This window comes from Pseudomonas sp. LBUM1657 (assembly GCF_059716075.1).
In genome coordinates, this window is the sequence record NZ_CP166799.1 from 2,254,220 (window position 1) to 2,274,559 (window position 20,340).

The window sequence follows — 20,340 nt, forward strand, 5'->3', positions numbered from 1 at the left end:
TCTCCGTCAGTGGCTGGCCGCTGTGGCGCCCATTTCGTTGACTTGCTGGAAGGTCGAGAAGCGCTCCAGGCCAAAGGGTTTGATCAGCTCCGGCACTTTGCCGCCGCTGGCGACCAGTTCGGCCATGGTCTTGCCGCAGATAGGCGTGGCCTTGAAGCCCCAGGTTCCCCAGCCAGCGTCGAGGTAGTAATTCTTCACTGGCGACAGGCCCATGATCGGGCTGTAGTCCGGGGTCATGTCGGTAATGCCGGCCCATTGGCGCATCAGTTTGGCGTTGGCCAGGAACGGGAACATCTCGATGGCGTGAGCCAGCAGGCTTTCCTTCAAGTCGAGTGTGGAACGAGTGTTGAACAGCGGATAGGGGTCGGAGCCACCACCGAACACCACTTCGCCACGGCTGGTTTGCTGCACGTAGCAGTGCAGGGCGGAGGAGCTCACCAGCGGATCAAGAAACGGTTTGAACGGCTGGGTGACCATCGCTTGCAACGGGAAGGTCTGGATCGGTGAGCGGATCCCGGCCTTGGCCATCAGCAAGGAACTGTGCCCGGCAATCGCCTGCACCGCGCAGCCGCATTTGATGGTGCCGCGATTGGTTTTGACGGCAGTAATGGCGCCATTCTCGATGATCAGGTCCTGGACTTCGGTGAGCTGGTGGATTTCCACGCCGCGCTTGGCGGCTTGTTTGGCGTAACCCCAGGCCACCGCGTCATGGCGCGCGGTGGCGCCGTCGATATGCCAGAGCCCGGCGATGACCGGTAAGTGGCCGGGGTCGAGGTTGAGGCTGGGCACCAGCTCGTGGATCTGCTGGCGGTCGATCATCTCGGTACGGCCACCGAAGTGTTTGTTGACCTCGGCGCGCTGACGGAACGAACGCACCGTGGCATCGGTGTGAGCCAGGGTCAGTTGGCCGCGCTTGGAATACATGATGTTGAAATCGAACTCGTTGGACAGCGCCTGGAACATCCGCACCGACTCGGCATAAAAACGCACGCCTTCGCTGGTCAGGTAGTTGGAGCGAATCACCGCGGTGTTGCGCGCGGTATTGCCGCCGCCCAGATAGGACTTCTCCAGCACCGCGATATTGGTGATGCCGTGGTACTTGGCCAAGTAATAGGCGGTGGCCAAGCCATGACCGCCGGCACCGATGATCACCACGTCATAGCTCGACTTGAGTTCCTTTGGTGGCGGCAAATCTACTTCTACCGGGTATTCCGAACTCAGCCCGTATTTCAATAGATTGAATGGCATACGGCCTCCGATTGGCTGCGTAGGGCCTGGTGTTGCGCAAGGGCCGCGGTCACGGTGTTTTTCATCAGAAAGGCAATGGTCATCGGGCCGACACCACCGGGAACCGGGGTGATTGCCGCGACCTGGGTCAGGGCGCTGTCGAAGTCGACGTCGCCCACCAGACGGCTGCGGCCATCGTCCTCGATGCGGTTGATACCGACGTCGATCACCACGGCGCCCGGCTTGAGCCAACTGGCGTCGATCAGCCTTGGACGGCCGACAGCGGCGATGACGATGTCTGCCTGACGACACAGGGCTTGCGGATCCGGGCTACGCGAATGCAGCACAGTCACCGAACAATCGGCTTGCAGCAGCAGCGCCGCCATGGGTTTGCCGACGATGTTCGAACGGCCGATCACCACGGCGTGCTTGCCGCGCAGATCGCCGCAGGTTTGCTCCAGCAAATACAGGCAGCCGCTGGGCGTGCAGGGCGCAAGCACGGCGCGGCCCTGACTGAGACCGCCAACGTTTTCACTGTGGAAACCATCCACGTCCTTGTCCGGGGCGATGGCCTGAAGCGCACGCAGTTCGTCGATATGCGACGGTAGCGGCAGTTGCAGGAGAATGCCGTTAATTGTGCGATCCGCATTAAGCGTGGCGATCAGGTTCAGCAGTTGTTCGGTGCTGGTGTCCGTGGATCGCTGGTATTCCAGAGAACGGATGCCGACGTCTTCGGCGCGCAGGATCTTGTTGCGCACGTAGACCTGGCTGGCCGGATCGCTGCCCACCAAAATCACCGCCAGTGCCGGTTGAATGTCTCGCTCGCGCAGGCTGTCCACGTCTTTGCGGACCTGCTCCAGTACGCGGGCGGCAGCGGCTTTGCCGTCAATCAGTCGGGGCGTATTCACCGGAAAATCACCGTTCGGTCCTGGTTGAGAAAGACCCGGTGTTCCAAGTGGTACTTGACCGCCTTGGACAGGGCCACGGTTTCGGTGTCACGTCCGGTGGCCACCAGGTCGTCGGGTAGGTAGACGTGATCGACGCGCTGTACTTCCTGCTCGATGATCGGTCCCTCGTCGAGGTCGCTGGTGACGTAATGGGCGGTGGCACCGATCAATTTCACCCCGCGCTGGTAGGCCTGGTGATAGGGTTTTGCACCCTTGAAGCCGGGCAGGAACGAATGGTGAATGTTGATCGCGCGCCCCGAGAGTTGCTTGCACAGGTCGTCAGAGAGGATTTGCATGTAGCGCGCCAGCACCACCAGTTCGGTGCCGGTGTCGTCGACGATCTTCATCAGCTCGGCTTCCTGCCGGGCCTTCGTTTCCTTCGTCACCGGTAAGTAGATGAAGCGAATGCCCTCACGTTCGGCCATGGGCCGCAAGTCGAGGTGGTTGGAGACGATGGCGGTGATGGTCATGTCCATCTCGCCCTTGTGGTAGCGGTAGAGCAGGTCGGTCAGGCAGTGATCGAACTTGCTGACCATCAGCAGCACGCGCATCGGCTCACGGGTGTCGTGCAACTCCCAGGTCATGTCGAATGCTTGGGCGACGTCGGTGAAACCGTCCTTGATCTGTTGCAGGTCGCCTGGGTGACCGTCGTTGAAGCGGAATACTGCGCGCATGAAAAAGCGGCCGCTGAAGTCGTCATCGAATTGCGCCATCTCCCCGATGTAGCAACCGTTGTCCGCCAGGTAAGTGGTGACCGCGGCGACAATGCCGGACACCGCGGGACAGGTGATCTTGATGATGAAATGGTTTTTTTCGTGTTGCATGACACGTCCTCGGGATGATGGCGGCAGCTCATCGCATAGCGAAAAAAATGTCAGCAGACAGCGGGCTCATCCATGAGCGCATTTTCTTGTGGGGAATAAATTATTCCTGCTTGTGGCTTTATAGGGGAAGTGGGGGCGTGGCGTCTAGGGGTTTTGTGAAAGTTTTTTAACTGGCAGGAAAATGCTTGAGGCCGACGTGGGTCGGCCTCAAGGCGGGCAAAGCGGGGGGAAAAGGGGACGTTATTCTTTGTCGTTGCCGTAATTCATGATCGACAGCAGACGAATCGGCACCTGCACCAGTTGCTCAGGCCCATGCGGGATTTCGCCTTCGAAGGTCAAGCTGTCACCAGCCTCCATACGGTACAGCTGATTGCCGTGGCGATAGATCAGTTCACCTTCCAGCAAGTGCAGGAATTCGGTGCCGGGGTGGGAGAAAGTCGGAAACTCCTCACTCGCATCATCCATGCTCACCATGTAAGCCTCGAAACTCTTCTTCGGCCCGCGGGTGTGATTGAGCAAATGGTAGGTGTGTCCTTTCTCGGTTCCTCGGCGAACGACTTCCATGCCCTGATCGGCCTTGACCAGCAGCGCGCTGCCGTCTTGCTGGTCGTATTCGCTGAACAGCTTGGACAGTGGCAAGCCAAGCACGTCGCATAGCCGGCTCAAGGTATCGAGGCTGGTGGAGACCTGGGCGTTTTCGATCTTACTCAACATGCCCTGGCTGATATCGGCAATCTTGGCCACGTCCGACAATTTCAGGTCCTGCGCCTGGCGTTGGCGCTTGATCTGCAAACCCAGGTATTGCTCAAGCTTGAGGCGCGGGGCGGTTTCGGTCGGCATAGTCATCAGATCCTGCACACTTTCCGTTCAGTAATATTAGTTTCGCACTGAGAAAGTGCAAATCGCGGCGTTCGGTCCGCATCCATCGGGCAGTATTCCCACGGGGAAAAGAATTTTCCCATATATACAGTACAAAAGCGCCATTTACGGCGTATCGGCGTTCCACTCGCGAATCTGGCAAGGGGCTTGCATTCCTATTGGGAAACTAACTTTCTTTTTAGGAATAAAAAGACGGTCAAGGCCAATCCAGAATGTTTTGCCTTTCGCGAGGAGTGACGAGCAATGTTGCCAGCAGAAACCCAGCGCATTATCGACAAGCACGGGATCAAGTACGTGCTTGCGCAATTTGTGGATATTCACGGTGCGGCCAAAACCAAGTCGGTGCCGATCTGTGGGCTCAAGGCAGTCGCCGAGGAGGGGGCTGGGTTCGCCGGTTTCGCGATCAGCGGCATGGGCATGGAACCTCACGGCCCGGACTTCATGGCCCGCGGCGATTTGTCCACCCTGACGCCGGTGCCTTGGCAACCGGGTTATGGACGGGTGGTGTGCATCGGCCATGTCGATGGCAAGCCGCATCCCTATGACAGTCGTTATGTGCTGCAACAGCAGGTGCGGCGCCTGGAGGAGAAAGGTTGGACTCTCAACACAGGTCTGGAACCCGAGTTCAACCTGATGCGGCGTGATGTGCAGGGCAAGCTGCAATTGGTCGACCCCAGCGACAACCTGGACAAGCCTTGCTACGACTATAAGGGCCTGTCGCGTTCCCGAGTGTTCCTTGAACGGCTGACCGAAGCCTTGCAGGCGGTGGATTTCGAGGTCTACCAAATCGACCACGAGGACGCCAACGGCCAGTTCGAGATCAACTACACCTACAGCGACGCCATGACCTCGGCGGATCGCTTCACGTTCTTCCGCATGGCCGCCGGCGAGATCGCCAATGATCTGGGCATGATCTGTTCGTTCATGCCCAAGCCTGACCCGAAACGCGCCGGCAACGGCATGCACTTTCACCTGTCGATCAGCAGTGCCGACAACAAGAACCTGTTCCATGATGTCAGCGACCCGAGCGGCATGGGCCTGTCGAAACTGGCCTATCACTTCGCCGCCGGCCTGCTCGCCCACGGCCCGGCGCTCTGTGCGTTCGCCGCGCCGACGGTCAACTCCTACAAGCGTCTGGTGGTGGGCAACTCGTTGTCCGGTGCGACCTGGGCGCCGGCCTTTATTGCCTTCGGCGCCAACAACCGTTCGGCCATGGTGCGGGTGCCTTACGGTCGTCTGGAATTTCGCCTGCCAGACGCCGGTTGCAATCCCTATCTGGTGAGCGCCGCGATCATCGCTGCCGGCCTGGACGGCATCGACCGTCAGCTGGAAATCGACCACGTCTGCAACGAAAACCTCTACAGCTTGAGCCTGGAGCAGATTGCCGCGCGGGGCATCAAGACCCTGCCGCAATCGCTCAAGGAAGCCTGCGATGCGCTGGAGGCCGACCCGCTGTTCGCCGAGGTGCTGGGCCCGCAGATCGTGGGCGAGTTCATCAAACTCAAGCGCATGGAGTGGGTGGAATACAGCCGCCACGTCTCCGATTGGGAGATTCAGCGTTACACCGAATTTTTCTGACTGTGCACTTTGACAACCATTCGGGCACCCGGCACGGCGTCGGGCGTTCACTGCCTCCGAAGGAGACTTGATATGTGTGGAATCGTAGGTCTTTACCTGAAAAATCCGCAGCTGGAATCCCAGCTCGGCAAGCTGTTCGAACCCATGTTGCAGGCCATGACTGACCGTGGCCCGGACAGTGCCGGCTTTGCCATTTACGGCGATGAAGTGGCGGACGGCTGGGTCAAGCTGACCTTGCAGGCGACCACCGAAGGCTTCGACTGGAAAACCCTGATGGGCGAGCTGGAAGGGCGTCTCGGCTGTTCGCTGGACTGGTTCCAGAACGCCAGCGCCGCCGTGCTCAAGATCCATGCTGAAGAGGCGCCGGTACGTCTGGCCCTCGCCGAATTGGCGCCGAGCATCCGCATCATGAGCGCCGGCCAGAGCATCGAAATTCTCAAGGGCATGGGCTTGCCCCAGGAAATTTCCCAACGTTTCGGCCTCGCCGGCATGAAGGGCAGCCACATCATCGGCCACACCCGAATGGCCACTGAAAGTGCGGTGACCATGGAAGGCAGTCACCCGTTTTCCACCGGCGCCGACCTGTGCCTGGTGCACAACGGTTCGCTGTCCAACCACTTCCGCCTGCGTCAGGAACTCAAGCGTGAAGGCATCCATTTCGAGACTGACAACGACACCGAAGTGGCCGCCGGCTACCTGACCTGGCGTCTGCAACAGGGCGACTCGCTGAAAGAGGCGCTGGATCACTCGCTGGAAGATCTGGACGGTTTCTTCACCTTCGCCATTGGCACCCGCAACGGTTTTGCGGTGATCCGCGATCCGATCGCCTGCAAGCCGGCGATCCTCGCCGAGACCGACGACTACGTCGCCATGGCCTCCGAATACCAGGCGTTGTCGAGCCTGCCGGGCATTGAACACGCCAAGGTCTGGGAGCCGGCACCGGCCACCATGTACATCTGGGAACGCGAGTCAGCTTAAGGAACGCACACATGAAAACTATCGATCTTTCCATTGCCACCGTGCGTGAACTCAACCAGGCGCTGCACGACCAGGTGAACAACGTTGAAGACCGCGAGTGGGTAGTCACTCATTCGAACGGCAAGCACAACCTCGCCGTTGGCGTGAATGAAGCCGTGTCCATCGATATCCAGGGCCACGCCGGTTATTACTGCGCGGGCATGAATCAGAAGGCCTCGATCACCGTCCACGGCAACGTCGGCGTCGGTTGCGCTGAAAACATGATGTCCGGCTACGTCCGCGTCAAGGGCAGCGCTTCCCAGGCGGCCGGTGCCACGGCCCATGGTGGCTTGCTGGTGATTGAAGGCGATGCCGGGGCCCGTTGCGGGATTTCCATGAAGGGTATCGACATCGTGGTCGGTGGCAGCATCGGCCACATGAGCTGCTTCATGGGCCAGGCCGGGCGTCTGGTGGTGTGTGGCGATGCTGGTGATGCCTTGGGTGATTCGTTGTACGAGACCCACATCTATGTGAAAGGCACCGTCGAATCCCTGGGCTCCGATTGCATCGAGAAAGAGATGCGCGCCGAGCACCTGGAAGAACTGCAAGTGTTGCTCAACCGTGCCGGTTTCGAGCACAAGGCGGCTGACTTCAAGCGCTACGGCTCTGCCCGTCAGTTGTACAACTTCAAAGTCGATAACGCGTCCGCGTACTGATCCGCGCGAGGAGAATAGATATGACTGACAAAACCCCTCCGGTGCTGCGCGAGTCGGCCACCTTCGACCGCCTGACCATCCAGGAAATCCAGCGTGCCGCCGAAACCGGCATCTATGACATTCGCGGTGGTGGCACCAAGCGCAAGCTGCCGCATTTCGATGACTTGCTACTCCTCGGCGCCAGCGTTTCGCGCTACCCGCTGGAAGGCTATCGGGAGAAGTGCGGCACCGATGTGATCCTCGGCAATCGCTTTGCCAAGAAACCGATTCACCTGAAGATCCCCGTGACCATCGCCGGCATGAGTTTCGGTGCGTTGTCGGCCAATGCCAAGGAAGCCTTGGGCCGCGGTGCGACCATCGCCGGCACCAGCACCACCACCGGCGACGGTGGAATGACCCCGGAAGAGCGCGGCCAGTCGCAGCATTTGGTCTATCAGTATTTGCCGTCCCGCTACGGCATGAATCCGGACGACTTGCGCAAGGCTGACGCCATCGAGATCGTCTTGGGGCAGGGCGCCAAACCCGGTGGCGGCGGCATGCTGCTGGGGATGAAAGTCACCGAGCGGGTGGCGGGTATGCGTACCTTGCCGATCGGTGTCGACCAGCGCAGCGCCTGCCGTCATCCGGACTGGACTGGCCCGGATGACCTGGCGATCAAGATTGCCGAGCTGCGGGAAATCACCGACTGGGAAAAGCCTATCTACGTGAAGATTGGCGCGAGCCGGCCGTACTACGACGTCAAGTTGGCGGTAAAAGCCGGGGCTGACGTGATTGTGCTCGACGGCATGCAAGGCGGTACCGCAGCGACTCAGGAAGTGTTCATCGAACACGTCGGGATTCCAATTTTGTCGGCCATTCCCCAAGCGGTACAGGCTTTGCAAGAGATGGGCATGCATCGCAAGGTTCAGTTGATCGTTTCCGGAGGGATTCGCAACGGAGCCGACGTCGCCAAGGCGATGGCGCTGGGTGCGGATGCGGTGGCCATCGGTACGGCGGCGCTGATTGCACTGGGCGATAACCATCCACGTCTGGACGAGGAACTGAAAAAAATCGGCTCGGCTGCCGGTTTCTATGATGACTGGCAGAACGGCCGCGACCCGGCCGGGATTACCACCCAGGACCCGGAGCTGTCCAAGCGCCTCGATCCGGTGGAAGGCGGGCGACGTCTGGCCAACTACCTGCGGGTGCTGGTGCTGGAAGCCCAGACCATGGCCCGTGCGTGCGGCAAGTCGCACCTGCACAACCTTGATCCCGAGGATCTGGTGGCATTGACGGTGGAGTCGGCGGCCATGGCGCGGGTGCCGCTGGCGGGGACCAGTTGGATTCCGGGCTCCGGTTCCGGTTACTGAAAAGGGACTGATGACGATGGTTCCCACGCATGCGTGGGAACCATCAGAACGATCAGATTGACGGGTCCGCCAAGAGGCCCAGGAAATCACAGTTGCTCACTGCCAGACATCTACCATTTTTTTGCAGGAGCTTTGAACATGGTCAATCGTCTTCTCGGCAAATCCCTTCTTGGCTTATTGGTGGCCGGTACGCTCGTGCCGCTTGCGCAGGCGGCCGATGCACCCACCTTGAACACTGGCAGCACCGCTTGGATGATCACGGCGGCAGTGCTGGTGTTGTTCATGTGCCTGCCAGGCCTCGCGCTGTTTTACGGCGGTCTGGTACGGGCGAAAAACATGCTGTCGCTGTTTACCCAATGCTTCGGCATCGCCGGCCTGGTCGGTGTGCTGTGGGTCATTTATGGCTACAGCATGGTGGTCGACAGCACCGGCATGGTCGAGGGGCAGGTGACGTTCAACAGTTTTGTCGGCGGTTTGAACAGGGCTTTTCTGGCCGGCATGACCCCCGACAGCCTGGTCGGCGACATTCCGGAAGGGGTGTTCGTGACCTTCCAGATGACCTTCGCCATCATCACTCCGGCGCTGATCGCCGGGGCGTTCGCCGAGCGCATGAAGTTTTCGGCGGCGCTGCTGTTCATGGCCCTGTGGTTCACCCTGGTGTATGCCCCGGTGGCGCACATGGTCTGGGGTGGTTCGGGTGCCTTGATGCATAACTGGGGCGTCCTCGATTTCGCCGGTGGCACCGCCGTGCATATCAATGCCGGTGTCGCCGCGCTGGCCGCGTGCCTGATTCTCGGCAAGCGCAAGGGCTACCAGAATACGCCGATGCCAGCCCACAACCTGAGCCTGACCATGGCCGGTGCGGCGATGCTGTGGGTCGGCTGGTTCGGCTTCAACATCGGTTCCGGTGGCGGACTCAGCGGCACCTCCGGCATCGTCATGCTCAACACTCAACTGGGCGCGTGCGCCGGTATCCTCGGCTGGATGTTCACCGAGTGGTTCAAGGTCGGCAAACCGAGTGCTTTGGGTCTCGCCAGCGGTGCCTTGGCCGGTTTGGTGGGGATCACGCCGGCGTGCGCGTATGTGGGCGTCGGTGGCGCACTGGCCATCGGCCTGTTGTGCGGGGTGTTCTGCTACTTGAGCGTCACTGTGCTCAAGCGCCGCTTCGGCTATGACGACAGCCTCGACGTGTTCGGTTTGCATGGCATCGGCGGGATGATCGGTGCGGTGTTGACTGGTGTGTTTTGCGTCCCGTCCCTGGGCGGCCTGGTGGAAGGCGTGACCATGGGTGCCCAGGTCGTGGCGCAAATCAAGGGTGTGCTGCTGACGACGGTCTATTGCTTCGTCATCAGCTGGATCATTCTCAAAGTGGTCAACGCCCTGGTTGGCTTGCGTGCCGATGAGTCGGTCGAAGACATGGGGCTGGATCTGGCCGAGCACAACGAGCGTGCCTACAACCACTGATCCTGACGGTTGATCGATACCTGTCTTGAACTCGCGCAAAACCCTGTCGTTGCTGCTGACCGGGTTTTTCGCGATGGCGGGATTTTGTGGATGTATACCGGTCAACTGTGGGAGCTGGCTTGCCTACGATGACGGCCTGAAAGTCGACCGGGTTTTCTTTAGTGGACATATCCGTTGCTGCGGTCACGGCTGCTCTTTGATCGTGTACATATTCGTTGCTGCGGTCACGGCTGCTCTTTGATCGTGTACATATTCGTTGCTGCGGTCACGGCTGCTCTTTGATCGTGTACATATTCGTTGCTGCGGTCACGGCTGCTCTTTGATCGTGTACATATCCATTGCTGCGGTCACGGCGGCTGGCGGTTTCGCTTTTACAGCGAGTCACTTTCGAAAAGCGCGAAAGTAACCAAAGCGCTTTTGCCCCGCCATTCGGTGCCTCGCCTAGGCTCGGCATGCCCTCACTCCGGCATTGCTCCGGGGGCCCGCCGCGATCGGCCATCCATGGCCGGGCGCGGCTAGCTCGGCATCCATGCCGAGCTGCCTCCTGCGCAATACCTGCGTTCGGCCTCTGGGAAAGGGGCGATCAGATCCAAAGCAAAGCAAAAGCAAAAGCAACGGCAAGATCAACAGCAACGGCAAGATCAACAGCTTCGCGAGCAAGCCCGCTCCCACAATGGATTGGCGTACAGCTTTCGCTTTTTTCCCCACTCATCAGGCCTAGCGTTAGCTCGCCTGCCGCTTTTGATCTTGATGCACCGCCCCCTCGACCTCAACCCACCACCGGCACCCCGACCACCAGCGACCCGCCAAGCCCCACAGTACGCTGCAACTGGCTGGCGATCAGGGTGTTCTTCAGCAGATAAGCAATAGTCATTGGCCCGACGCCACCGGGCACCGGCGTGATCGCGCTGGCGACGGTGCGCGCGCTGGCATAATCAACATCACCGACCAGACGATTACCGGATTCGCTGACAATGCGATTAATGCCGACATCGATCACCACCGCCCCGGGTTTGAGCCAGCTGGCATCGATCAGATGTGGCCGACCCACCGCTGCGACAACGATATCCGCCAGCCGACACAGCGCCGGGGCATCGACGCTGCGCGAGTGCACCACGCTGACCGAACAGTTGGCCTGCAGCAACAAGGTCGCCATGGGTTTGCCGACAATGTTCGAACGGCCGATGACCACCGCGTGCAAGCCGCTCAAGTCACCGCAGGTTTCCTGCAACAAACGCATGCAGCCGCTGGGCGTGCACGGGGTCAGTACCTCCATGCCTTGCACCAGACCGCCGACGTTTTCCCGATGAAAGCCGTCCACGTCCTTGATCGGGTCGATGGCATGAATCACCGCCTGCTCGTCGATATGAGCCGGTAAGGGCAACTGCACCAGGATGCCGTTCACAGAAGCATCGGCATTCAATTGCGCAATCAGTTCCAGCACCTCGTTCTGGCTGGCACTTTGCGCCAGGCGGTACTCCAGGGAACGGATGCCGACCTCCCGGGCCCGCAGCAGTTTGTTGCGCACATAGACCTCGCTGGCCGGGTCTTCACCGACAAGCAGCACGGCCAGGGCGGGATAAATTTGCTGTCCGGCCAGGGCCAGAACTTCTTCTCGAACCTCGTCGAGAACCCGGGCTGAGATGGCTTTGCCGTCGATATCGCGGGCAAGTGCAGGGGTGGTGCTGATCAAAAGAGTCACCGTTGTCTTGATTGATAGGGGCGAAGTGATCATCGAGGCGTCGTTGCACCCCGATGATCCATCAGAGACCTGCAGGCATGGGCGCTCAGGCTACCAGTTGATGACAGCCATACACCACCAATACACCTGCGATCAGCGTGGCATAGGGCAACCAGCCGGCGCGTTTCTGACCGGCATCGGCCTGAATGTAAAGATCGCTGAGCATCGCTTCCGGGAAGCGTCCCTTGTCCTGGACGTAGTGGCGGTAGCAGAACACCGGCAGGATCAACAGCGCCAGCAACAGGCCGGTCATCAAAGTGCCGGCCCCCCAGATATCGGCACCCAATCCCATGCACGCCAGGTTGACGAAACTCAGCACGCCGCCGGCCACCAGGAGCACGGTCGGGGCTTTGTACGGGCGTATCCAGTCGGGACGGTCCAGGCGATGGATCCAGCCGGCGTTGAGGTTGAGGAAGTTGAAGATGATGTAGCTGACGTTGGACGCCGCGAGCACGAAGACATAGTCGGACATCAGCAACAGCAGCAGATTGAAAGACAGGTCGGTCCACATCGCAGCGGTGGGGGCGCCGTGTTCATTGGTGCGGCCCAGGTATTTCGGCAGCCAGCCATCCACCGACGCCTGATACAGGGTGCGCGACGAACCGGACATCGAGGTCATGATCGCCAGCAAGGTGGCAAGGACCAGCATGATCAGCACGATGTTGGCCACCAGCTTGCCGCCGCCGATACTGTCCGCCATGACTTGGCCGACGCCCATGCCACTGTAGATCGCCGGCGACAACAGTCCGCTATAGACCGCCGGGGTAACCACCGCGCCGCTGGCATCGAGCACTGCCGGTGTTACCAGTTGACCGAGACCGAGACTACCCTGAAAGGCCAGGGGCACCAGGGTGAACACCAGAATGCACAACAGGCCGGCATAGAAGATCGCCTTGAAAGTGTCACGCTTGGGGTCCTTGAACTCTCTTGTGTAGCACACCGCCGTTTCGAAGCCGTAGGTCGACCACGCGGCCATGAACAGCCCGCCGGCCATCAGCGACCAGCCTGAAATATCCCAGGGCCCGTCGATGACTTGCCCGGCCGCGTCATGGGCCAGCGGGTACAACGGCAGAAAGTTGGCCTGGGCCGCATCCCCGGTGAACAACGGCACGACACCCACCAGCAGCAAGGGAATCAGTGAGGTCACACCGAGCACCAGGGTCAGGCGTGCCGAGCGCAGGATGCCGCCGTGCTGCACGGCGAACACCGTCAGCAGGATCAACAGGCCGATGGCGAATGTCGCGTTGATCCGCAGCGACAGGCCGCTCTTGATCCAGCCCAGGTCGAGCAGGGTCAGTTGCCAGGTGTTGATCAGCGCATCGGCTGGAAACAGTGCGGTGAGGATGTAACCGGCCGCCAGCCCGGAACCGATCGACAGCACCGGTGACCAGGCCAGCCAGTTGCACCACACAGACACCGGTGCGATCAGCTTGCTGTAACGCACCCAGGCGACCGCGCCATAGACCGAGGCGCCGCCGGACTTGTGCGGGAACAGCCCGGCAATTTCGGCGTAGGTGAAGGCCTGGATAAAGCCGAACAGGATCGACACGATCCAGACGATCCAGGCCGGCTTGCCAACCGTGGCGGCAATCGCGCCGATAGAGAACAGCACCAGGGCGGGCACGCCACTGGCGACCCAGAAAGCCCCGCGCCAATCGATCTTGCGGTGCAGGCTGCCCACTGAGCTGGCGGCCTGCGGTACGGCCTCGAACGTCGTCGCTTCCATCTTCGTATTCCCATGTTTGAGTAACGTTGTAGTGGGGCAGTCAAAAGGTGGCGCACAGGCTCGTAAGGTCGATCAACTGCGTACCCGGCTCTTGTCCGGGTCGTAGAAAATCGCTGCGGTGACCGTGGCGCTGATGCGCTTCTGCAGGCCATCGACTTTGCCAATCTCCAACGCTGTGCCGATGTCGGCGCAGGCCACGTCCACCCGGCACAGCGCGATATTGCTGGCCAGCAGCGGCGAGCGGCAGGCACTGGTGATGACCCCGACCTGGGCCCGACCGTGGAACACCGGGTCGCCGTGGTGAGCACCTTCGTTGCCACTCAGTTGCAGGCCTACCAGCTTGTGGGCGGGATGAGCGCTGCGCCGCAGCAGGGCCTCGCGACCGATGAAGTCATCGGTTTTGCTTTTCAGCGGTACGCTAAAACCAATACCGGCCTCGAACGGATCGGTCTGGTCGCTGAACTCGTAGCCGGCGAAGATCAGCCCGGCTTCGATGCGCAACATATCCAGCGCTTCCAGGCCCAGCGGCACCAGGCCCAGGGGGTGGCCCAGTTGCCAGATCCGGTCCCAGACCTGCTCGGCATCCTCGGGTTGGCACCAGACTTCGTAGCCCAGTTCGCCGGTGTAGCCGGTGCGCGAGATCATCAGCGGGCAGCCGTCGTAACCGTCCAGGCGGCCCACCAGGAAACGGAACCAGCCCAGGGTTTCCAGGTTTGGTTGGTTGGGTGGGGTCCAGACCATTTGTTTGAGCAGCTCGCGGCTCATCGGGCCTTGCACCGCCAGGTTGTGAATCTGCTCGCTGGCGGACTTGATCCAGACTTTCATTCCGAGCTTCTGCGCCTGCTCGCGCAGCCAAACCCCGGCGTAGTCCTCGCCGCAGATCCAGCGGAAATTGTCCGGGCCCAAACGCAGCAGGGTGCCGTCGTCGAGCATGCCGCCGTGTTCGTGGCACATCGCCGAGTAGACCACTTGACCCACCGCCAGGCGCCGTACATCCCGGGTCAGGCAGTACTGCAACAAGGCTTCCGCGTCGGGGCCGATGATTTCGAATTTGCGCAGGGCGGTCAGGTCCATCACCGCCACTCGCTCGCGGCAACCGAGGTATTCCTCGATCGCGCCATAGCCGTCATAGCGCAGTGGCAGCCACCAGTTGCGGTAGTCGACGAAGCTGCCGGTCAAGGCGCTGGTGCGTGAGTGAAATGCGGACTCACGGGTGAGAATCGGGTCGGCATCGGCCGTGGTTCGAGTGCTCATGGCGATGGAAAAGCGCTCCTTTTCGCTGTAGATGCGGACATGGATATCGGTCGGGTTCCAGCCATTGGCCGGGTCGATGTCATCCGGGCACGAGGTGCTGCCACACAGCAGATCGGTCATGGCCCGCAGCAGCACGTAATCGCCGGGGCGCGACCAGGGTTCATCCAGGGTCATTTGCTGGTGCGCATCGATCCCGGTATTGAAGAAGAAATTGATCGCCGGCCAGCCATTGCGGGCCTGGACCCCATGGGGCGCGAGCACTCGGCTGAGGTTGTCGCTGCAGTTGTCGTGCCCGAAGTAGCCATGGCTTTCGTAGTAGCGCGCGGCGCAGGCCAGGGCGAAGGAATCGTGGCGGCCGACGGTGTCACGCACTACCTCGAGCATCGGCTGCATCTGCCGGTCGAAAAACTTTGAGAACAGTCCCGGTGCCGGGTAGGCGCTGCCGTTTAATGTGCGGGTAACGGTCTGATCCAGGTCCAGCTCCAGACCGCGATCCAGCGCTCGTTGATCCAGGGCGACGAAGTCCGAGCACTGGCGCCCGGCGACATCCAGCACTTGCACATACTGGCCCTTGCCGACGGTGTAGCTGTGGGCGGTGCCGGGGTGAAGGGTGAACTCGTCCAGCAGTTCACCCAGGGGTTCCGGGAGGGAGGGCAGCAGCAGCGACGAGGGATTGGCCCGTGTCACCCACACCCGGAGTTCGCTGGGGTGGTATTGCCGGTCAACGGCGGTCGGCCCGGCCGGTGCTGCGACGATCACCAGCAGCTCATCGCTGGCGACAAAGTGGCGGCTGAAGTCGGCGGGGCTGTCCTCGTCCCAGAGTGACGCGGCACTGGGCAGGCGTTGCGGATCAATACCGCGTCGGCTCAAGGCCTGATTGATGCGCCGAGCCTGCAGGGTCGGTTCGGCGAGCCGTGCGTCGATGAACCCGCAGGCTGCCGAACCGCTCAACGCCCAGTCCGTCAGCGTGCTGCGACCGGTGGCATCAACAGCCAGCAATTCGCAGGGTTGTCGACCTTCAAGGTCGATCACCTGCAGGCTATCGCCGGGCTGCAAAGTCACCAGCGTCAGGCCGCCCGCAGCCACCCGATAGCGCTCAAGCGTCGGGGCTCGGGCAAACAATCCGGGCTCCCGGGGGTGAGATACACGAGGTGCATTCATGATGAAATTCCCGGGTCAACCGACCGATTTGATGGATGTCGGCGGCTCAGCGAGGTACGCCGCCATCGAGTCGTCGAGCGCATGCAGCCAGGGTGTGTGGTGGGGCGGTGACTGGGTGCCGGTCATCAGCGAGCGGTAGGATTTGTCGCGATAGCCCATGATGTTTTCCGCCTTGTCATGCTTCCAGTGCAGGAAGGTCTCGTTGACCGCGGCGATGTCAAAATTGGGATAGTCGGTGGCGTCCACCAAGTGCTGGATGTAGGCGCCCTGGTATTCGAACATCTGCTGGTTGGTTTCCAGCGTCTGCTCACGCTCGTGCCATTGCTGGCTGTCGGTGCTCATCTCGGCCTGGCTTGGCAGCTGAATGCGTCCAAGGATCACATCGCGGGCATACCAGGCCTGGGCATCGAACATGTTGAACGAGTACCACTGGTCCTGCATGCCGAGGTAGATCAGCCGCGGGTTGGGTTCCCAGAACACGCCTTTGTAGAGGTTCATCGGCCACAAACGGTTGTCGGTCTTGAGGCTCAGTGCGTCCGGCAGGAAGGGGAAGTGATGCTTGTAGCCGGTGCAAAGAATCACCGCATCAATGTGCTTGCTACTGCCATCGATAAAGTACGCGCGGTTGTTTTCCAGGCGTTGCAGCAGCGGTTTTTCTTCCCAGTTGTCTGGCCAGGCATAACCCATGGGCGCGGTGCGGTAGCAGCTGGTGATACTGCGGGCGCCGTACTTGTAGCATTGCGAACCGATGTCCTCGGCGGAATAGCTGCTGCCGACGATCAGCAGGTCCTTGTCCTTGAATTCCAGGGCCTCGCGAAAATCATGGGCGTGCAGGATGCGCCCGGCGAACTGCTCGAAGCCTTCGAAGTACGGCACCTTGGGCGTGGAGAAGTGGCCGCAGGCGTTGATCACGTAGTCGAATTCTTCGCAAGTCAGGGTGTCGCTGTTGTAGTCGTGGGCGTACAGGGTGAAACGCTGACTGGTCTCATCAAAAGTGACTTGGCGCACCACGTTGTTGAAGCGGATGTAATCCCGTACCCCGGCTTTTTCGACGCGTCCCTTGATGTAGTCCCAGAGCACTTCCCGTGGTGGATAGGAGCCGATGGGGCGACCAAAATGTTCTTCAAAGGTGTAGTCGGCGAACTCCAGGCATTCCTTCGGTCCGTTCGACCACAGGTAGCGGTACATGCTGCCGTGCACTGGCTCGCCGTTTTCGTCCAGACCGGTGCGCCAGGTGTAATTCCACATGCCGCCCCAATCGTTCTGCTTCTCGAAGCAGACCAGTTCCGGGATGTCGGCGCCCTTGTCGCGGGCCGACTGGAAGGCTCGAAGTTGCGCCATGCCGCAAGGGCCGGCGCCGATGATTGCCACGCGTAACGTCATGATCGTGCCTCGTAATGGCTTTGGAGATAAAAAGCAGGTCCGCTCAGCGAAAGATCACTGTCTTGTCCTGGTTGATGAACACCCGGTGTTCCAGGTGGTATTTCAAGGCCTTGGAAAGAGCGACGGTTTCAGTGTCGCGGCCGATGGCGACTAGGGAGTCGGGCAGGTGGGTATGGTCGACTCGCTGGATTTCCTGCTCGATGATCGGTCCCTCGTCGAGGTCGCTGGTGACGTAGTGGGCGGTGGCGCCGATCAGTTTCACGCCACGGTCGTAGGCCTGGTGATAGGGCTTGGCGCCCTTGAAGCCGGGCAGGAACGAGTGATGGATATTGATCGCCCTACCGGACAGCTGCTGGCACAGACCGTCGGACAGGATCTGCATATAGCGGGCGAGCACCACCAGGTCGGTCTGGGTGTCCTCGACGATGCGCATCAACTCGGCTTCCTGGCTGGCCTTGCTGTCCTTGGTGATCGGCAGGTAGATGAAGCGGATGCCTTCGCGTTCGGCCATTGCCCGCAGATCCAGGTGGTTGGAAACCACGGCAGTGATGTGCATGTCCATTTCGCCTTTGCGGTGGCGATACAGCAGGTCGGTCAGGCAGTGGTCGAACTTGCTGACCATCAGCAGCACTCGGGTCGGCTGGCTTGAACAGAACAGTTGCCACTGCATGTCGAAGCCGCTGGCCAGGTCGCCCAGATCTTCACGCAGGGCACCGACATCGCCGGTCACGCCGGTGTTGAAACGGAACACGGCGCGCATGAAAAACTGCCCGGTGAACTCGTCGTCGAATTGCGCGAGCTCGCTGATGTAGCACTGCTGCGCCGCCAGGCATGTGGTGATGGCGGCGACGATGCCGGACGCTGCCGGGCAGTTGATCTTGAGAATGTAATGTTCGTTGGAGGTGTCCATCGAAGGTTCCCTGGTTGCAAGTAAAGGGGAGGTTCAGCCCTTGGCCGTGCGTTTGGTTTTTTCCGGATCGTCGAAGGGCAGGGCGTGGGTCACGGCGGCGCTTTCCTGGCTGCCACGTACCTGCAAGGCGATGCCGGGAATCGAGCAGGCGACGCTCATCCGAGCGATGGCCATGGAGCGTTTGCTCAGGCGCGAATACATGCCGCAGGTGATCACTCCGACTTGCTGGTTGCCTTGCCACAGCGTGTCGCCGGCCTCGGCGGCGCGCACGCCTTCGAGCAACACGCCGGTGATCTTGAAGCGTTCCTGGCCGCGCAGCCGGAAGTGCTCCTCGGCGCCGCGGAACTCGCGTTTGTCCGGGGATACGGTGAAGTCCAGGCCCATTTCCCAGAGAGTGTCGCCGGCCTTCTGATCGGAGAAGGGGTACATCTGGGAGTTGTCGTAGGGGAAAAACATCAACGAGCTTTCCACCCGCAACCAATCCAGGGCAGTAAAGGCGCACGGGATGATTCCCAGGCCCGCGCCTTGTTCGAGAATCATGTCCCACAGTGCCGGGGCATCGGCGGCCTTGCAGAAAATCTCGTAGCCGCGTTCGCCGGTGTAGCCGGTGCGGGAGATCATCACCGGGCGGTCGAACAGGCGGGTTTGCAGGTGATGGAAGTAAGGCAGCTGACGGATCCCGGGGACGTGCTCGGCGAGAAAGTCCACCGCTAGCGGGCCTTGCAGCGACAGGTCGTGCAGGTCGTCATCAAACAACACCGCCACTTGCCGGCCCTGGGATGAACGCACCAGCATTTCGTGGCCGCTGCCGGCGCCATGCACCACCATGAACGCGTTGGGCCCAGTGCGGTAGACGATGCAGTCATCGACGAATTTGCCGTCCTCGTCGAGCATCGAGGCGTACACCGATTTGCCGGGGTAGAGCTTGGCGATGTCGCGGGTGGTGGCCCATTGCAGCAGGCTCTCGGCGTGTGGGCCGACGTAGTGGACTTTTTTCAACCCGGACACGTCCATCAGCCCGGCACGGGTGCGGATCGCCTGATGGTGATCGGCAAGGTCGCTTCTGTAAGTCCAGGCGGTGCCCATGCCGTTCCAGTCTTCGAGGTTCGAGCCGAGTGCGCGGTGCCGTTCGGCCAGTGCAGAAATACGCCATGAATGAGCCATGTGAAGGTCCTTGTCGGAGGGGGAAATCAGGAAAGTGTCAGGCTTGCGGATCGAAGCGGCTCAGCCACTCGACCAGTGTCTGTCGGTAGCGGCTCATGCCCTTGTAGTCGGCGATCGGCTCGGGCAGGTCGCGCAGCACTCGGTGCAGGCGGCAGCCCCAGCCGGGCTGAGTGACCAGTTCATCCATGCTGATCAGGTAGGTGCGGATGCTGAACATCACCGCGTTGCTGCGCGGCAGACGGGCCATCACTTGCAGCTCGACCCGCAGATGAACCTGTTGCCCGACGTTCTCGGCGGTGATGCGGCCGCGGTCGGCACCCCATTCATGGAAAGTCTCTGGCGAGGAATCCAGGCGCGGGTTGATGGTCAGCGTCCAGTTCAGACGCCGCACCGGTTGCTCCACTTGCAGGTTGAGCAGGTACTTCAGCGCGCGATCGAAGATGCCCATCTGGTGGGCCATGGGCACCGGCGAATGCCACTGCTTGAAACTCATGCCGGCATCGAACGCCAGGGACCAGTCGGCCGGGCTGGTGACCATCCCGGCGTCCATGTACAGATCGCCGTCGCGCTGGTCGAGCAGGGCGAAATCCCCCTGCACCTGGCGGCCGATGAACTCCAGCGGCTCGCAGGGCAGACTCGTGGCATCACCGAACACAAAGCGCTGATCGATATCCAGCAGCTGGTTGCGCCAATGCCAGTTGTCACTGTCACGCTCGAGGGTGAACCACTGCGGATAGTCGGCGGCGAGGTGCTCCATGAGCATCTGCAGCGCATCCCAAGCGGCCACTTGCATATGCGGCATCACCAGGTAACGGCGAGGATCCTTGTCCAGTACCAGGGCGCGTTCGGCCATTTCAGAACGGTAGTGTTCGTCGATGTCGAACCCGTGCTGGTAAATCGAGCCGGGATCCCGGGAGGTCGCCGGTTCGATGTTCACCGAGTACAGGTAGCTGTCCTCGGTGAAGGGGAAGGGGAAACGACGGATCGCCGTAGGGCTGTTGCGAAAACTGAAGTCGTCTCGATAGCTCTGCACGGGGCTTGATTGAATGGTCATGGTCGA

At 60.9% G+C, this 20,340-nt stretch carries 16 protein-coding genes; 5 read left to right on the top strand and 11 right to left on the bottom strand.

The genetic code is table 11. The features are described from left to right. Positions 1–6: 6 nt before the first annotated feature. The 4 genes from ACA055_RS10330 to ACA055_RS10345 form a co-directional block, all read right to left on the bottom strand. Positions 7–1,248: an FAD-dependent oxidoreductase gene (locus ACA055_RS10330; protein WP_497683511.1), complete on the bottom strand. Its 1,242-nt coding sequence runs from the start codon at positions 1,246–1,248 to the stop codon at positions 7–9. Continuing rightward, positions 1,230–2,135: a bifunctional methylenetetrahydrofolate dehydrogenase/methenyltetrahydrofolate cyclohydrolase FolD gene (gene folD, locus ACA055_RS10335; protein ID WP_497683512.1), complete on the bottom strand. Its 906-nt coding sequence runs from the start codon at positions 2,133–2,135 to the stop codon at positions 1,230–1,232. Before folD (ACA055_RS10335) ends, ACA055_RS10330 begins: the two co-directional genes overlap by 19 nt. Then, the gene (gene purU / locus ACA055_RS10340) at positions 2,132–2,998 is read right to left on the bottom strand and encodes a formyltetrahydrofolate deformylase (RefSeq protein ID WP_497683513.1); all 867 of its coding nucleotides are present in this window, start codon (positions 2,996–2,998) and stop codon (positions 2,132–2,134) included. The genes folD (ACA055_RS10335) and purU (ACA055_RS10340) overlap by 4 nt, the downstream gene beginning before the upstream one ends. Positions 2,999–3,238: 240 nt before the next feature. Further along, a complete protein-coding gene (locus ACA055_RS10345) occupies positions 3,239–3,844 on the bottom strand; it encodes a helix-turn-helix domain-containing protein (protein WP_109755155.1) in 606 nt (201 codons plus the stop codon). Between the two features lie 276 nt (positions 3,845–4,120). Here ACA055_RS10345 and glnT point away from each other — a divergent pair, with 276 nt between their 5' ends. From glnT to ACA055_RS10370, 5 genes are all read left to right on the top strand, one after another. After that, positions 4,121–5,455, top strand: a complete 1,335-nt coding sequence (glnT, locus tag ACA055_RS10350) for a type III glutamate--ammonia ligase (protein WP_497683514.1) — start codon at positions 4,121–4,123, stop codon at positions 5,453–5,455. Positions 5,456–5,527: 72 nt separating this feature from the next. After that, positions 5,528–6,433, top strand: a complete 906-nt coding sequence (locus tag ACA055_RS10355; RefSeq protein ID WP_497683515.1) for a class II glutamine amidotransferase — start codon at positions 5,528–5,530, stop codon at positions 6,431–6,433. 11 nt (positions 6,434–6,444) lie between these two features. Then, positions 6,445–7,128, top strand: coding sequence for a protein glxC (locus tag ACA055_RS10360; protein WP_497683516.1), 684 nt, complete (start codon positions 6,445–6,447; stop codon positions 7,126–7,128). A 20-nt stretch (positions 7,129–7,148) separates the two neighbouring features. Then, positions 7,149–8,477 carry an FMN-binding glutamate synthase family protein gene (locus tag ACA055_RS10365; protein ID WP_497683517.1) on the top strand — a complete coding sequence of 443 codons (1,329 nt, stop codon included), beginning with the start codon at positions 7,149–7,151 and terminating at the stop codon, positions 8,475–8,477. A 138-nt stretch (positions 8,478–8,615) separates the two neighbouring features. Further along, positions 8,616–9,941, top strand: a complete 1,326-nt coding sequence (locus ACA055_RS10370; RefSeq protein ID WP_497683518.1) for an ammonium transporter — start codon at positions 8,616–8,618, stop codon at positions 9,939–9,941. A gap of 769 nt (positions 9,942–10,710) precedes the next feature. Here the strand turns inward: ACA055_RS10370 and folD (ACA055_RS10375) are convergent. The 7 genes from folD (ACA055_RS10375) to ACA055_RS10405 all read right to left on the bottom strand — a co-directional run bounded on the left by folD (ACA055_RS10375) (position 10,711) and on the right by ACA055_RS10405 (position 20,334). After that, complete coding sequence (folD, locus tag ACA055_RS10375; RefSeq protein ID WP_497683519.1) at positions 10,711–11,643, bottom strand: bifunctional methylenetetrahydrofolate dehydrogenase/methenyltetrahydrofolate cyclohydrolase FolD; 933 nt, start codon at positions 11,641–11,643, stop codon at positions 10,711–10,713. An 85-nt stretch (positions 11,644–11,728) separates the two neighbouring features. Beyond that, on the bottom strand, positions 11,729–13,408 hold the full coding sequence (locus ACA055_RS10380; protein ID WP_497683520.1) for an APC family permease: 1,680 nt from the start codon (positions 13,406–13,408) through the stop codon (positions 11,729–11,731). Between the two features lie 72 nt (positions 13,409–13,480). Next, on the bottom strand, positions 13,481–15,823 hold the full coding sequence (locus ACA055_RS10385) for a trimethylamine N-oxide demethylase (RefSeq protein ID WP_497683521.1): 2,343 nt from the start codon (positions 15,821–15,823) through the stop codon (positions 13,481–13,483). 15 nt (positions 15,824–15,838) lie between these two features. Further along, the gene (locus tag ACA055_RS10390) at positions 15,839–17,206 is read right to left on the bottom strand and encodes a trimethylamine monooxygenase (protein WP_497683522.1); all 1,368 of its coding nucleotides are present in this window, start codon (positions 17,204–17,206) and stop codon (positions 15,839–15,841) included. Between the two features lie 43 nt (positions 17,207–17,249). After that, complete coding sequence (gene purU / locus ACA055_RS10395; protein ID WP_497683523.1) at positions 17,250–18,116, bottom strand: formyltetrahydrofolate deformylase; 867 nt, start codon at positions 18,114–18,116, stop codon at positions 17,250–17,252. A gap of 33 nt (positions 18,117–18,149) precedes the next feature. Next, positions 18,150–19,280 (bottom strand): aminomethyl transferase family protein, encoded by a 1,131-nt coding sequence (locus ACA055_RS10400; RefSeq protein WP_497683524.1) that lies wholly within the window; start codon positions 19,278–19,280, stop codon positions 18,150–18,152. Positions 19,281–19,317: 37 nt separating this feature from the next. Further along, positions 19,318–20,334 (bottom strand): heme-dependent oxidative N-demethylase family protein, encoded by a 1,017-nt coding sequence (locus tag ACA055_RS10405; RefSeq protein WP_497683525.1) that lies wholly within the window; start codon positions 20,332–20,334, stop codon positions 19,318–19,320. Positions 20,335–20,340: the final 6 nt, after the last annotated feature.

What these genes read in the sequence shown, in the direction of transcription:
- ACA055_RS10345 (WP_109755155.1), bottom strand. Translation starts at nt 3,844, where the DNA reads ATGACTATGCCGACCGAAACCGCCCCGCGCCTCAAGCTTGAGCAATAC.
- purU (WP_497683513.1), bottom strand. Translation starts at nt 2,998, where the DNA reads ATGCAACACGAAAAAAACCATTTCATCATCAAGATCACCTGTCCCGCG.
- ACA055_RS10370 (WP_497683518.1), top strand. Translation starts at nt 8,616, where the DNA reads ATGGTCAATCGTCTTCTCGGCAAATCCCTTCTTGGCTTATTGGTGGCC.
- ACA055_RS10400 (WP_497683524.1), bottom strand. Translation starts at nt 19,280, where the DNA reads ATGGCTCATTCATGGCGTATTTCTGCACTGGCCGAACGGCACCGCGCA.
- purU (WP_497683523.1), bottom strand. Translation starts at nt 18,116, where the DNA reads ATGGACACCTCCAACGAACATTACATTCTCAAGATCAACTGCCCGGCA.
- ACA055_RS10405 (WP_497683525.1), bottom strand. Translation starts at nt 20,334, where the DNA reads ATGACCATTCAATCAAGCCCCGTGCAGAGCTATCGAGACGACTTCAGT.
- glnT (WP_497683514.1), top strand. Translation starts at nt 4,121, where the DNA reads ATGTTGCCAGCAGAAACCCAGCGCATTATCGACAAGCACGGGATCAAG.
- ACA055_RS10380 (WP_497683520.1), bottom strand. Translation starts at nt 13,408, where the DNA reads ATGGAAGCGACGACGTTCGAGGCCGTACCGCAGGCCGCCAGCTCAGTG.
- ACA055_RS10385 (WP_497683521.1), bottom strand. Translation starts at nt 15,823, where the DNA reads ATGAATGCACCTCGTGTATCTCACCCCCGGGAGCCCGGATTGTTTGCC.
- ACA055_RS10355 (WP_497683515.1), top strand. Translation starts at nt 5,528, where the DNA reads ATGTGTGGAATCGTAGGTCTTTACCTGAAAAATCCGCAGCTGGAATCC.
- ACA055_RS10330 (WP_497683511.1), bottom strand. Translation starts at nt 1,248, where the DNA reads ATGCCATTCAATCTATTGAAATACGGGCTGAGTTCGGAATACCCGGTA.
- ACA055_RS10365 (WP_497683517.1), top strand. Translation starts at nt 7,149, where the DNA reads ATGACTGACAAAACCCCTCCGGTGCTGCGCGAGTCGGCCACCTTCGAC.
- ACA055_RS10360 (WP_497683516.1), top strand. Translation starts at nt 6,445, where the DNA reads ATGAAAACTATCGATCTTTCCATTGCCACCGTGCGTGAACTCAACCAG.
- ACA055_RS10390 (WP_497683522.1), bottom strand. Translation starts at nt 17,206, where the DNA reads ATGACGTTACGCGTGGCAATCATCGGCGCCGGCCCTTGCGGCATGGCG.